The 12,548-nt window shown below is 70.6% G+C and carries 11 protein-coding genes and 1 pseudogene; 7 read left to right on the forward strand and 5 right to left on the reverse strand.

Annotation, left to right across the window (positions count from 1 at the left end; genetic code table 11):
* A complete protein-coding gene (locus AB0878_RS22890; protein WP_366582267.1) occupies positions 1-1,194 on the forward strand; it encodes an acyl-CoA dehydrogenase family protein in 1,194 nt (397 codons plus the stop codon).
* Positions 1,195-1,201: 7 nt separating this feature from the next.
* Here the strand turns inward: AB0878_RS22890 and AB0878_RS22895 are convergent, their stop codons facing one another.
* Both AB0878_RS22895 and AB0878_RS22900 read right to left on the reverse strand, forming a co-directional pair.
* Positions 1,202-2,443, reverse strand: coding sequence for an LCP family protein (locus AB0878_RS22895; RefSeq protein WP_366582268.1), 1,242 nt, complete (start codon positions 2,441-2,443; stop codon positions 1,202-1,204).
* Between the two features lie 196 nt (positions 2,444-2,639).
* Complete coding sequence (locus AB0878_RS22900; RefSeq protein ID WP_366582269.1) at positions 2,640-3,383, reverse strand: SDR family NAD(P)-dependent oxidoreductase; 744 nt, start codon at positions 3,381-3,383, stop codon at positions 2,640-2,642.
* 101 nt (positions 3,384-3,484) lie between these two features.
* Between AB0878_RS22900 and AB0878_RS22905 the strand changes: the two genes are divergently transcribed.
* The 3 genes from AB0878_RS22905 (at position 3,485) to AB0878_RS22915 (ending at position 7,045) form a co-directional block, all read left to right on the forward strand.
* The gene (locus AB0878_RS22905) at positions 3,485-4,093 is read left to right on the forward strand and encodes a TetR/AcrR family transcriptional regulator (protein ID WP_366582270.1); all 609 of its coding nucleotides are present in this window, start codon (positions 3,485-3,487) and stop codon (positions 4,091-4,093) included.
* A gap of 399 nt (positions 4,094-4,492) precedes the next feature.
* Complete coding sequence (locus tag AB0878_RS22910) at positions 4,493-6,049, forward strand: MDR family MFS transporter (protein ID WP_366582271.1); 1,557 nt, start codon at positions 4,493-4,495, stop codon at positions 6,047-6,049.
* A 15-nt stretch (positions 6,050-6,064) separates the two neighbouring features.
* Positions 6,065-7,045 carry an RNA polymerase subunit sigma-70 gene (locus AB0878_RS22915; RefSeq protein WP_366582272.1) on the forward strand — a complete coding sequence of 327 codons (981 nt, stop codon included), beginning with the start codon at positions 6,065-6,067 and terminating at the stop codon, positions 7,043-7,045.
* Positions 7,046-7,172: 127 nt separating this feature from the next.
* On the opposite strand, the gene AB0878_RS22920 is transcribed toward AB0878_RS22915, so the two are convergent.
* A complete protein-coding gene (locus tag AB0878_RS22920; RefSeq protein WP_285974314.1) occupies positions 7,173-7,442 on the reverse strand; it encodes a WhiB family transcriptional regulator in 270 nt (89 codons plus the stop codon).
* A gap of 513 nt (positions 7,443-7,955) precedes the next feature.
* On the opposite strand from AB0878_RS22920, the pseudogene AB0878_RS22925 reads away from it, so the two are divergent.
* Positions 7,956-8,177 (forward strand): annotated as a pseudogene (locus AB0878_RS22925) (sigma factor-like helix-turn-helix DNA-binding protein); the annotation flags it as partial.
* A 153-nt stretch (positions 8,178-8,330) separates the two neighbouring features.
* Entirely contained in the window at positions 8,331-8,924 is a 594-nt protein-coding gene (locus tag AB0878_RS22930) for a sigma-70 family RNA polymerase sigma factor (protein ID WP_366582333.1), read from the forward strand.
* A gap of 21 nt (positions 8,925-8,945) precedes the next feature.
* On the opposite strand, the gene AB0878_RS22935 is transcribed toward AB0878_RS22930, so the two are convergent.
* Together AB0878_RS22935 and AB0878_RS22940 are read right to left on the reverse strand one after the other, a co-directional pair.
* Positions 8,946-10,283, reverse strand: a complete 1,338-nt coding sequence (locus AB0878_RS22935) for a carboxypeptidase-like regulatory domain-containing protein (RefSeq protein WP_366582273.1) — start codon at positions 10,281-10,283, stop codon at positions 8,946-8,948.
* Between the two features lie 183 nt (positions 10,284-10,466).
* Entirely contained in the window at positions 10,467-11,315 is an 849-nt protein-coding gene (locus AB0878_RS22940; protein ID WP_366582274.1) for a LysR substrate-binding domain-containing protein, read from the reverse strand.
* A gap of 98 nt (positions 11,316-11,413) precedes the next feature.
* Between AB0878_RS22940 and AB0878_RS22945 the strand changes: the two genes are divergently transcribed.
* Positions 11,414-12,454: a bile acid:sodium symporter family protein gene (locus AB0878_RS22945; RefSeq protein WP_366582275.1), complete on the forward strand. Its 1,041-nt coding sequence runs from the start codon at positions 11,414-11,416 to the stop codon at positions 12,452-12,454.
* Positions 12,455-12,548: the final 94 nt, after the last annotated feature.

The following is a 12,548-nucleotide window of genomic DNA, read 5'->3' on the forward strand; positions in this document are numbered from 1 at the left end:
ATGACCACCACTCTCGAAGACCAGCTCGTCGCCGACTTCTACGACTACGAAACCCTGCTGAGCGACGAAGAGCGCAAGCTGCTCGTCAAGGCCCGCGGCTTCATGCGCGACGAGGTCAAGCCGCTGGTGAACGAGAACTGGGCCGCCGGCACCTTCCCGAAGGAGCTCATCGCGAAGTTCCGGGAGAGCGGCCTCGCGGGCCTGCCGTATGAGGGCTACGGCGAACACCGCGCCGCCACCAGCCACCTGCTCACCGGCATGATGGCGATGGAGATGAGCCGCACCGACGCCTCGGTCGCCACGTTCTTCGGTGTCCACAACGGACTCGCGATGTACTCGATCTACTCCGGCGGCAGCCAGGAACAGCGCGACCGCTGGCTCCCCGAGATGGCCGCGATGGACAAGATCGGCGCGTTCGCGATGACCGAGCCGCTCGGCGGGTCCGATGTGGCCGGTGGCATGCGCACCACCGCCAAGAAGGACGGCGACTCCTGGATCCTCAACGGGGCCAAGCGCTGGATCGGCAACGCGACCTTCGCCGACTACGTGGTGGTCTGGGCGCGCGACGTCGACGACAACAACGTGAAGGGCTTCGTCGTCGAGAAGGGCACGCCGGGCTTCTCGCCGGTGAAGATCGAGAACAAGATCGCGTTCCGCATCGTCGAGAACGCCGAGATCACCCTCACCGACGTGCGGGTACCGGAAGCCAACCGCCTGCAGGGCATCGACTCCTTCCGCGACGTCGCGGAGATCCTGCGCGCCACCCGCGGCGGGGTCGCGTGGCAGGCGCTGGGCGTGATGATCGGCGCCTACGAGCTGGCGCTGGACTACGCCAAGGAGCGCAAGCAGTTCGGCCGTCCGATCGCACGGTTCCAGCTGGTGCAGGACCTGCTGGTGAAGAGCCTCGGCAACATCACCGCGTCGTGGGGCATGCTCGTGCAGCTGGCCCGCCTGCAGGACGCCGGGATCTTCAAGGACGAGCACTCCTCGCTCGCGAAGGCCTTCGTCACCTCGCGGATGCGTGAGGTCGTGGCCTGGGGCCGGGAGATCTTCGGCGGCAACGGCATCGTGCTCGACCACGACATCGCGCGGTTCTTCGCCGACGCGGAGGCCATCTACTCCTTCGAGGGCACCCGCGAGATGAACACGCTCATCGTGGGCAAGGCGATCACGGGGCAGAGCGCGTTCGTCTGAGTCTGAGTCAGTTCACGCAGCCGGTGGCGTTCGACGTCACCGGCTGTTGTGGCGTGCCGGCGGTGGAGGTGTCCGAAGGCGGGTTCACCGGCAACGTGGCGGCGATCGGCCGAACGCCGCCGTGGCTCCCCGCGGTGGTGGTCGGGTCCGTCTTGCCGGTGCCGCCGGAGGCCGACACCGACGACGAGCCCAGCTGGTCCTGCACGAACGTCTTGACCTGCTGCGGGTCCACCTTCACCGCGTCGCCGTCGGCCGGCGTGGCCAGGGAAAGGCTCTGCACCGGGATCGTGACGAACCCGATGGTGCCGGAGCTGATGCCGTGCAGCTGCTGGGCGAAGCTCAGCACGTCCCAGCCCTTGTCGAGCACGACCGAACCCTGCAGCGCGTCGACGAGCGCCGACAGCTTGTCCGGGCTGGTCAGCGTGCCGGAGCCGAGCACGTTCTTCGCCATGCCGGCGAGGAACGCCTGCTGGCGCGCGATGCGGTCGAGGTCGCCGTTGGGCAGGCCGTGGCGCTGCCGCACGAACGCGAGCGCCTGCGCGCCGGACAGCGTCTGCGGGCCGGCCGGGAAGTTCGCGCCGGAGTAGGTGTCGTGCACCGGGTTGTTCAGGCACACCTGCACGCCGCCGACGGCCTGGCTCAGCGCCGCGAACCCGGCGAGGTTCACCGCCGCGTAGTGGTTGATCGTGAGCCCGGTGAGCTTCTCGACGGTGGCGATCGCGGACTTCGCGCCTTCGGCGTCGGCGGCGACCTCGAGCTGCGGCCCGCTGAGCCCCTGGCCCGACAGGTGCGAGCGCGCGGACGCCCGCGCCCGGCTGTAAGCCGAGTTGATCTTGTGCTTGCCGTAACCCGGGACGTCCACATAGGAGTCACGCGGGATGGAGATCGCCGTGGCGGCCGCGCCGCCCGCCGGCACGTGCACCACGATCATGGTGTCGGTGGTGCTGCCGCCGTCGTCGCTGCTGCCGGCGTGCAACGAGTCGAGCACGTTCTGTGGCAACGGGTTCCCGTTGGCGTCGGTGCGCGAGTCGAGCCCGACCAGGAGGATGTTCTGCGCCACCTGCAGCGGTTGTCCGGTCGGTGTCTCGGGAACCTGCGCGGCGGGCGGGATGACGTCGGCCGTGACGATCCCGGTGTCGAGCCGGTGCAGCTGCGACCACGCGTACCCGGTGGCACCCAGCACCAGCGTCGACACCACCCCCAGCACGACACGGCCGCCGATCCGGCGGCCCCGGGACGTGAGCAGCACGACAGAATCCCCTTGCTTCCCCGAAAGAGCCCGAGCGGGCCTGTCTTCGAGGATCACCGCGTTAGCTGGGAATAGCCTGAGAATCCTGTCGCAAAAATGTGATGATGCCCGTTCGGCCGACCGCCGCTGGGCCGAAAGTGAGCTGTGCCACGGAGAGTTTCGCGACACCGCGTGGCAGTTCGGGCACGGGGAGCGCTCAGCGCGGCATGCGCCGCCACACCGCGCGCGGCAGCAGGCGCATCACCGCGAAGACCGGACGGAGCACTCCCGGCACCCAGACGACTGCGCGCTGTCGCCGAAGCGCCGCGACGGTCGCGTCGGCCACCTGGTCGGGCGTGCTGGAGAACGGCGCCGGCGACATGCCCTCGGTCATCCGGCCGATCACGAAGCCGGGCCGCACGAGCAGCAGGTGCACGCCGGTGCCGTGCAGCGCGTCGGCCAGCCCGCAGGCGAAGCCGTCGAGGCCGGCCTTGGCCGAGCCGTAGACGTAGTTGGCGCGCCGCACGCGGACGCCGGCGACGGAGGAGAACACGACGAGGCTGCCCGAGCCCTGCGCGCGCAGCAGTTCCGCCGTGTGGGTGAGCACGGCCACCTGGGCGACGTAGTCGGTGTGCACGATGGCCGCTGCGTGCTCGGCGTCGGTCTCCGCGCGGGCCTGGTCGCCGAGGATGCCGAAGGCCAGCACGACGACGTCGAGCGGACCGTGCTCGGCGACGACGCGGTCGAGGAACGGCCGGTGCCCGGCCAGGTCGTCGGCGTCGAACCCGGCGGTCTCGACCACCTCGGCGCCGGCCGCGCGCAGCGTCGCGACCTGCTCACCCAGGTCGGCCCTCGGGCGGGCGGCCAGCACGAACCGCTTCGCCCCGCCCGCGGCGAGCCGCTGCGCGACCGCCGTCCCGATCTCGCTGCGTCCGCCCAGCACCAGCACCGTTCCGCTCACGCGCGGCAGTCTGCCAGCCCGGCGCCGGGGCCGCCCGAGGTGGCCTGTTTCACAAACTGCAACTTTGCAGATTGTGAAAGTTTCGCGTTACGCTCTTCAGCGTGTCCTCTCCTGGCCTGCGCGAGCGGAAGAAGCTCGAAACCCACCGCACGCTCTCGACGGTCGCCGTACGGCTCGTCGGCGAACGCGGTCTGGACCACGTGACGGTGGAGGACATCGCCGCGGAGGCCGGGGTTTCCGCGCGCACCTTCTTCAACTACTTCGCGTCCAAAGAGGACGCCGTGGTCATCGCCCACGCCGACCGGGCCGAGCGCAGCCGGCGCCTCATCGACCGGCTCACCGCGATGCCACCGGAGCTGAGCACGCTCGAGGCCGTGGTCGCCGCCGCGCGCGACGACCTCGCCGAGATCGACGAGAACCGCGACGAGTGGCTCACGCGGATCCGGATCATCAAGGAAAACCCGGGCCTCACACTGCGCGCCCTGTCCCTCGGCACCGACGTCGTCGAACCCACCGTCGCCGCGATCGCCCGCCGCAGCGGCACCGACCCGGCGACGGACCTCTTCCCGTCACTGCTGTTCTCCGCCTTCGGCTCCGCGATCAACGCCTCCCTCATGCTCTGGCGCGACCTCGGCGGCTCGCGCCCACTGCTCGACCTCGTCGACGAAGCGGTGGCCACGCTGGCCACCGGACTCGCCGATCCGCACTGACTCGAAACCGCACTGCCCCGAACCGCCACGACCGCGATCGCAACACCCGCCACTCGACCCGCCCGCCACTCCGCCGCATCACCTGGCAAGCCGCAGTACATCCAGCACCAACCAACGCGCACCACTCCGCCGCATCCGACCACGACACCCGACACCGCCTGATCAAGCCGGCCTGACCCCAGACCGCGTCGACCTGCATTGACCGCTCTGAACCGCCAGGCATGGCATGCCACCGCACGCCACACCCGATGCCGCGCTTCACCCCTGGCCCAAGCCGGCCCGACCGCAGACCGGGCCGGGCGCGCTGAACCGCACGCCACCGTTCTCCACCGAACCCGCGCTCGACCCGAACCGGGCCGAGCCGACCACCCCACCCGAGTACTCCGAGGGGATCTCTCCATGACCGTGTCCGAAACCGAGGCGCCCGCCGCCTCGGGGGCGATGAGCCGGCAGCAGGTGCTGCAGGCGATGTCGGGGCTGATGATGGGCATCTTCGTCGCCATCCTCGCCTCCACCGTGGTGGCCAACGCGCTGCCGCGGATCGTGTCCGAGCTGGGTGGTTCGCAGTCGTCCTACACGTGGGTGGTGACCACGGAGCTGCTCGCGATGACGGCGACGGTTCCGTTGTGGGGCAAGCTGTCCGACCTCTACAACAAGAAGCTGCTGATCCAGCTGTCGCTCGGGTTGTTCGTGGTGGGCTCGCTGGTGGCGGGTTTCGCGCCGAACATCGAGCTGCTCATCGTGAGCCGCGTGGCGCAGGGTATCGGCGGTGGTGGCCTGACGGCGCTGGCGCAGGTGATCATGGCGGCGATCGTGTCGCCGCGGGAGCTGGGCAAGTTCTCCGGCATCTTCGGCGCCGTGTTCGCCGTGGGCACCGTGGCCGGGCCGCTGATCGGCGGCGTGCTCGTGGACACCTCGTGGCTCGGCTGGCGCTGGTGCTTCTTCCTCGGCGTGCCGTTCGCGCTCGCCGCGATCCTGCTGCTGCAGCGCACGCTGAAGCTGCCGACGATCCGGCGCGAGGCGCACGTGGACTGGCTCGGGGCGTTCCTGATCATGCTCGGGGTGTCCACTTTGCTCGTGTGGTCGTCGCTGGCCGGCTCGACGTTCGCGTGGGGCTCCTGGCAGACCGGCGTGCTCGTGCCGGTGGGTGTCGTGGTGCTGGCGCTCGCGGTGTTCGTGGAGACGAAGGTCCGCGAGCCGATCATCCCGCTGCGCCTGTTCCGCAACCGCACGGTCTCGCTGACCACGATCGCCAGCTTCTTCGTGGGTGTCGCGATGTTCGGCGGCACGGTGTTCCTCTCGCAGTACTTCCAGCTCTCGCTCGGCAAGTCGCCGACGGTCGCCGGCCTGATGAGCCTGCCGATGATCTTCGGGCTGCTGGTGTCCTCGACCGTGTCGGGCCAGCTGATCAGCCGCACCGGGCGGTGGAAGGGCCACCTGATCCTGGGTGCCGTGCTGCTGACCGCGGGCCTGGGGCTGCTCGGGCTCATCGACGCGCACACCAGCGTGCTGGAGCTGAGCCTGTTCATGCTCGTGCTGGGCGTCGGCGTCGGCATGCTCATGCAGAACCTGGTGCTGGTGACGCAGAACGACGTGCCTGCCACCGACCTCGGCGCGGCGACCTCCACGCTGTCGTTCTTCCGCAGCCTGGGCGGCTCGATCGGCGTGAGCGCGCTGGGCGCGGTGCTGGCCAACCGGGTCACGGCGCTGATCACCGAGGGCCTCGGCCCGATGCCGGAGATGAGCAGCGGCGGCAGCGAGAAGGTGCCGAACCTGGCCGCCCTGCCCGCGCCGATCGCGAACGTGATCCGCGAGGCCTACGGCACCGCGACGAGCGACCTGTTCCTCATCGCCGCGCCGATCGCGCTGCTCGTGGTGGTGGCGGTGGCGTTCCTCAAGCACCTGCCGCTGAAGACCCAGAGCGGTCTCGAGCGGCTCGCGGAAGAGGCCGCCTGAGCTACGGTTCTCCGCGTGGACGACGACTTCGGCACGCTCCTCGAACGGCACCGGCGCGAGATCCGGGTGCACTGCTACCGGATGAGCGGCTCGTTCGCCGACGCCGAGGACCTCACGCAGGAGGCGTTCCTGCGGGCGTGGAAGGGCCGGAGCGGGTTCGAGGGCCGGGCGAGCGTGCGGACGTGGCTGTACCGCATCGCCACCAACGTGTGCCTCGACGCCCTGGCCCGCCGGCCCCGTCGCGTCCTGCCGGACGAGCTGGGCGCGGCCGCCGACCCGGCCGGCACCCCGGCCGCGCTCGACGTGCCGTGGCTCGGCCCGATCTCCGACAACCTGCTGGACGTCGCGGCGCCGGACGACACCGGCGCCGAGGTGGTCGAGCGCGAGACGATCGAGCTCGCGTTCCTCGCCGCCATCCAGCACCTGCCGCCCCGGCAGCGGGCGGCGCTGGTCCTGCGTGACGTCCTGGACTGGTCGGCCAAGGACACAGCGGCGGTGCTGGAGACGTCGGTGGCCTCGGCGAACAGCGCGCTGCAACGCGCCCGCGAAACGCTGCGTACGCACTTGCCCGCGCGCCGTGCCGAGTGGGCTTCCGCCGGGACGACCACGGCGGAGGAAGCCGAGCTGCTGCGCCGGCTCATCGCCGCGTACGAAGCGGGCGACCCGAACGCGGTGGCGGAGCTGCTGCGCGAGGACGCGCGCGCCGTGATGCCGCCCTACTCGCTCTGGTTCGACAGCCGGGAGCGGATCATCGCCGCGCTGCGCACGAGCATGGACGAGCGGTCGCCGTATTTCACGGGCTGGTTCCGGATGGTCGCGGTGCGTGCGAATCGGCAGCCCGCCGTCGCCACGTGGGTGCGCCGGCCCGGGGAGAGCGGATTCCGCCGGTTCGGCATCAGCGTGCTCACGGTGGAGCACGGATTGGTCACGGCGATGGCGGCGTTCGAAACGGCGTCGTTCGAGCCGTACGGATTACCGGAGACGCTCCCGGAATGACCACCGGGCAAAAAAGCGCCCGGGTGGGTGACCTCGATCAGGTCGCCCACCCGGGCGCAAGCCGGTCCCCGTGGGGATTTCCGGGAAAGTCTCGCCTTCGCCTCCGGGAATGGTCACCGGCACGCGGTCAGGCGGCTTGATGCCGTTCGGCGGCGGAGCGGGTGCGGACCAGCTTGCGGCGCTCCAGCTCGGTGGTTCCCCCGAAGATGCCGTTGTCCAGCCCGTTGTCCAGGGCGTAGGAAAGGCACGCTTCGCGAACCGGGCAGCGCGCGCAGACCGCCTTGGCCTCGCCGACCTGACGGGCTCCGGGGCCGACGTCCGAAATCGGGAAGAACAGTTCCGGATCCTCGTCCTGGCAGGCTGCGCGGGACAGCCAGCCGGTGCTCGTGAGTTCCATTGTTGCGTTTCACCTCCTGTCGAACATTGTCTTTTCTCGGTCAACCGACTTCTCCGGGCGCACGGCGCAGCACAACTCGCAAGGAGCTGTACAGCTCGGGTGACGCTCGGTGGGCTTCCGGCCGACCCGCCGGCGCCCCACATTCAGGGGCCAGCGGACGACCGAAGTTCCAACTTACCACCGACGGCGGTTGTTCCTCAGCGTTACGGGCCCAGCTCACACTGATCTTTTTGGCGCTCGGGGAGAGGTACCCGCGCGATCGCGTCGTCACACGTGGTGCCGACATCGAATCGTTACACCTGGCGCCATCCTCACCGCACCTGTTCCTACGGCAGCGCGGACCGGACGGGGGTGGGAGTGGACGAGTTCGACGGGTTCTTCCGCGCCGAGTTCCCGCCTCTGGTGGCCTTCGGCTGCAAGCTGGGCCTGGACCCGGCAGTGGCGCGAGAGGCCGCCGTGGACGCGCTGTCGCACGAGGCGCAGGTGTGGCCGACGGGCGATCCGCGCGCGCGGGTGCGCGCGGCCGTCCAGGGGTTCGCCGGGGAGCACGTCCCGGCGGACGACGGTCTGACGGCGCTCGTCGAGCGGAACGCCCTGGGGGTCGAGCTGCTCGCGACGCTGCCGGACACGCAGCGCACCGTGCTGACGTGGTCGCTCGACGGGTTCGCCCCGGCCGCCATCGGGACGGCCCTCGGGATGCCGGCCAGCACGGTGCGCTCGAACCTGCGCCACGCGCGCGAACGGCTCAACCGCCGCGTGTCGTCGTGGCCCGATTTGCCGGCCTTGCCGGATGGGGAGGACGCCCTCGTGACCCTGCTCCTGGAAGCCGACGCGACGCTGACCGGAGCCCTGCGGCGGGGCCTCGACGTCGAAGCGACGCTCCGGCACGTGAAGTCCCGCACCGGCCCGCGGTTCCCCGACCACTGGCACCACCTCGACGGCCCGGTCGCCGCCGCCATGGCGGGCGACCGGCTCGCCGCGGCGCAGCTGCTGGAAACCGTCCGCCCCCTGGTCGTCCGCTACTGCCGCGGCCGCCTCGGCGGCCCCGACCGCGCCTACGCCTCCGCCGACGACGTGGCCCAGGACGTGTGCGCCGCGCTGCTCGCCGCCCTCCCCACCTACCGCGACCAGGGCCGTCCCTTCCTGGCCTTCGTGTACGGCATCGCGCAGCACAAGGTCGCCGACGCCCACCGCGCGGCCGCCCGCAACCGCACCGACCCGGTCCCCGACCCGCCCGACCGCACGGACACCGCCGACGGCCCCGAGCAACACGCCCTGCGCACCGAACTCACCACCCGCCTGGCGCGCCTGCTGGACGTGCTGCCGGACCGCCAGCGCGAGATCGTCCTGCTGCGCGTGGTGGTCGGCCTGACCGCGGAGGAGACGGCCGAAGCGGTGGGCTCCTCACCGGGCGCCGTGCGCGTCTCCCAGCACCGCGCCTTGCTGCGGCTGCGGAACCTGCTCAACGGCAGGCAGGGGTGACCTGCCTGCCGGAGCGGTGAACTACTTGGGGACGACCTGGAACTGCCAGGTGCCAAGCGAATGCGGCGGTGCGGTCACCCACGCCTGTTCGAAGCCGGGCGCGATCTTCCACACGCCGAGCACCGAAGCGCGGTACTTCCCGGTGGGGATGGCGGTGAACTTCACGGATCCCGTCGCGTCGGTGGTCGCGAGCCGCAGTTGCGTGGTCCCCGGGCGCGTCAGCGCGAGCTGGACGTGCCCGACCTCTTCGCCGGTGTCGCGATACCCGTTGTGGTTGCGGTCGAAGTACGCGATCGCCGACCAGTCGGTGCTGACGCCCGGCACGTCGGCCTCGACCGGGGTGGCGGCAACCGAATCGCCGTTCAGAGCGGTGACGAAGCACGGAAGATCGGTCAGCCCGAAGTCCTGCGCCGCGGCCGGCACGGTGCCGGTCGCCGTGACCGTCCGGGTCTCGCCGGGCGCGAGGGTGGCTCCGGGCACGTGGCCGAAGTCCGCCCACTGCGAACCGTCGATCGGGATGTCGTAGAAGGTCCCAGCGGGATCGCACCCGATCAGCAACCCGGTCAGCGCCCGGGATCCGGTGTTGTGCAGCGTCGCCGTCGCCTTCGCCCGGTCACCCACGTGGTAACTCGTCTTGTCCAGGGTGAACTTCGCCTGCAGCGACTCGGCCAGGGGACGCACGGCGCTGATCGCGAGCGCGGAGTTCACCCCGGTGCCGTCCACACGAACGATGCGGCTCGGCACCAGCCAGCCGCCCGGCACGGTGCCGAAATCCGCGGAGTACGCGCCGGCGGGCACGTCGGCGATCGCGAACGACCCATCGGGACCGGTCGTCGCGGTGAAGGTCGAATCGGGCCCGCGCAGTGACACGGTCACTCCGGCCAGTCCGGCACCGGTCGAGTCGGTGGTGACGCGACCGCCGACCGTGTCGGTCACGTCGGGCGAAACGAGGTTCACGACCGTGGTCACATAGTTGTCGTCTTGGTTGGCGTCGTTGTTGTTGCGGACGCCGATCCGAGCCACCGGTGTGCCGGTCCAGGAGTTGAAATACGCGTCGAGCGTCACCCTGCGGGTCTCGCCGGGTGCGAGCGTCGCCTTGACCGGCCGCGTCGGATCGAGGTCGCCCCACTGGTCGGCGAAGAGCCCGAACGTGGTGCCGCTGACCGTCGACCAATCCCCCGAGACTCCGACGGCGGGTGCATCACCCACATTGGTGACCTCCACGGTCACCTTGAACCGGTCCCCCAGCACGAGAGGTCCCGCCGGGAATTCGACGCTCGCGCGCAGGTCCGAGCCGGTGGCGGCGGAGGCGGGGTTCGTGGCCGCGAGGCCGAGGAAGGCGAGCAGTGCGGTCAGCACGCAGGCAGCGCGAGCCGACCGGGCTCTGGAGCCCGTTGACATAGAAGTTCTCCCCTTGACGATCCGGTGCCCCGACGGGTGGTCGGCCCCCGACACCGCTCAGCCGCCCGGCGGGCGTGAAAGACAGTTCCCGAAATCTAGAGCGCGGCGGGATCGATCATCAGGCCCGTTCGGCCGAATCGATCACTCCTCCCCGAGCTTCGCCACCACGAAATCCGCCAGTGCCGCCGCCGGGCCTTCCGTCGCGTCGCGGAGCAGGAGCATGAACTCCACGGGGCCCGGGTCCGGGAGGCCGAGGTGGGCCGGGAGTTCGAGCAGGCCGTCCGGGACGAGGCTGCGGGCGTGGACGGTGATGCCGAGGCCGGCGGCCGCCGCGGCGCGCAGGCCGGTGAGGCTGGAGGTGAGGCAGGCGGCGCGCCATTCGAGGCCCGCGCGTTCGAGGGCCTCGACGGCGAGCTGGCGGGTCACCGAGGGCATGGGGTACTGCACGAGCGGCACGGGCTGGCCCGGTTCGAGCACCGTGGCCGTCGAGCCGATCCACACCAGGGGTTCGCGCCGGAGGACGCGGCCGGGACCGGGGGCGCCGGGGCGGCGTTTGCCAAGCACGAGGTCGAGGCGGCCCTCGGCGAGGCGGCGGGCGAGCACATCGGACAGTTCGACGTGGAGCTCCACGTCCACGAGCGGGTGGCTGCGGCGCAGCCGGCGCAGGATCTCAGGCACCTCGTCGAGCACGAAGTCCTCGGACACTCCGAAGCGGACGCGCCCGCGCACCTGGGTGCCGCGGAAGTGACGGGAGGCGCGCTCCTCGGTGTCCACAATGGTCTGGGCGAAGCCCAGCATCGCCTGCCCGCGCGCGGTGAGGTCGACGGCGTGGGTGTCGCGTTGGAACAGCAGCCCGCCGGCTTCCTTTTCGAGGCGCCGGATGTGCTGGCTGACTGTGGGCTGGCCCACACCCAGCCTCCGGGCCGCTGCGGTGAAGCTGCGGGTTTCGGCCACCGCGAGGAAGGAGCGGCACAGGCGCGAATCCAGCATGCGTCACATCTTATCGGCGCCCACAATGACAGTGAGTACGGTGATCGGGGTTCCGAATGACCGTGCCGCACCGGAGAATCGGGTGGGAAAGGAGTTCCATGACGACCGTGTTCGCCCCGCTGACCCGCCCCGTTTCCGCACTGCTGGCCAAGCTGCGGATCGACCCGTTCATCGCCGCCATCCTGCTGACGGTGGGCGTCGCGTCGCTCCTGCCCGCGTCGGGCGGCACCGCCACCGGCTTCGGGATCGCGGCGAACATCGCGGTGGGACTGTTGTTCTTCCTCTACGGCGCAAGGCTTTCGAGCCAGGAAGCCATCGACGGCCTGAAACACTGGCGCCTGCACGTCACTGTGCTGTCCGCCACATTCGTGCTGTTCCCCTTGCTGGGCCTCGCCGCCTCGTTCCTCTCCCCCGGGCTGCTCACCTCGCCGCTCTACACCGGCGTGCTGTTCCTGTGCCTGCTGCCGTCCACGGTGCAGTCGTCGATCGCGTTCACCTCGATCGCGAAGGGCAACGTCGCGGCCGCCATCTGCAGCGCGTCGGTGTCGAACCTGCTCGGCATCGTGCTGACGCCGCTGCTCGTCGCGCTGCTGCTCTCGACCGACGGCCCCGGCGTGAGCGGGCAGGCGGTGCTGGACATCGTGCTGCAGCTGCTCGTGCCGTTCGTGGCCGGCCAGCTCGCGCGCCGCTGGATCGGCGGCTGGGTCAGCCGCCACTCGGCGCCGCTGAAGCTCGTGGACCGCGGCTCGATCCTGCTCGTCGTCTACACCGCCTTCAGCGCGGGCATGACCGAGGGCATCTGGCACCAGCTCAACCTCGGCCCGCTGTTCGTGCTGCTGGGCGTGTGCGTGGTGCTGCTCGCCGCCGTGCTGACGACCACGAGCGTCGGCGCGCGCCTGCTCGGTTTCGACCGCGCCGACCGCATCACGATCGTGTTCTGCGGCTCCAAGAAGAGCCTGGCCAGTGGCCTGCCGATGGCCACCGTGCTCTTCGGCCACGGCCAGGTCGGCCTGATCGTGCTGCCGCTGATGCTGTTCCACCAGATCCAGCTGATCGTGTGCGCCGCGATGGCCCGCCGCTACGCCCGCCAGGCGGCGGCCGACGAGCCGAGTGAGGTCGTTCCCGCCGAAGTCGGCTGATCCCCGGAACGGGTCACCCGATCGTGGCGTCTCCGGACAATTGTGCACGGTCGGCTCAGGGACCCGGGACTATCAGGCAACCGCACAGTTCGGG

It is taken from the genome of Amycolatopsis sp. NPDC047767 (assembly GCF_040704195.1).
GTDB lineage: Bacteria > Actinomycetota > Actinomycetes > Mycobacteriales > Pseudonocardiaceae > Amycolatopsis.

Excerpts from the sequence above, each read along its gene's own strand:
- AB0878_RS22890 (WP_366582267.1), top strand. The coding sequence starts at position 1 with ATGACCACCACTCTCGAAGACCAGCTCGTCGCCGACTTCTACGACTAC.
- AB0878_RS22910 (WP_366582271.1), top strand. The coding sequence starts at position 4,493 with ATGACCGTGTCCGAAACCGAGGCGCCCGCCGCCTCGGGGGCGATGAGC.
- AB0878_RS22920 (WP_285974314.1), bottom strand. The coding sequence starts at position 7,442 with ATGGAACTCACGAGCACCGGCTGGCTGTCCCGCGCAGCCTGCCAGGAC.
- AB0878_RS22940 (WP_366582274.1), bottom strand. The coding sequence starts at position 11,315 with ATGCTGGATTCGCGCCTGTGCCGCTCCTTCCTCGCGGTGGCCGAAACC.
- AB0878_RS22945 (WP_366582275.1), top strand. The coding sequence starts at position 11,414 with ATGACGACCGTGTTCGCCCCGCTGACCCGCCCCGTTTCCGCACTGCTG.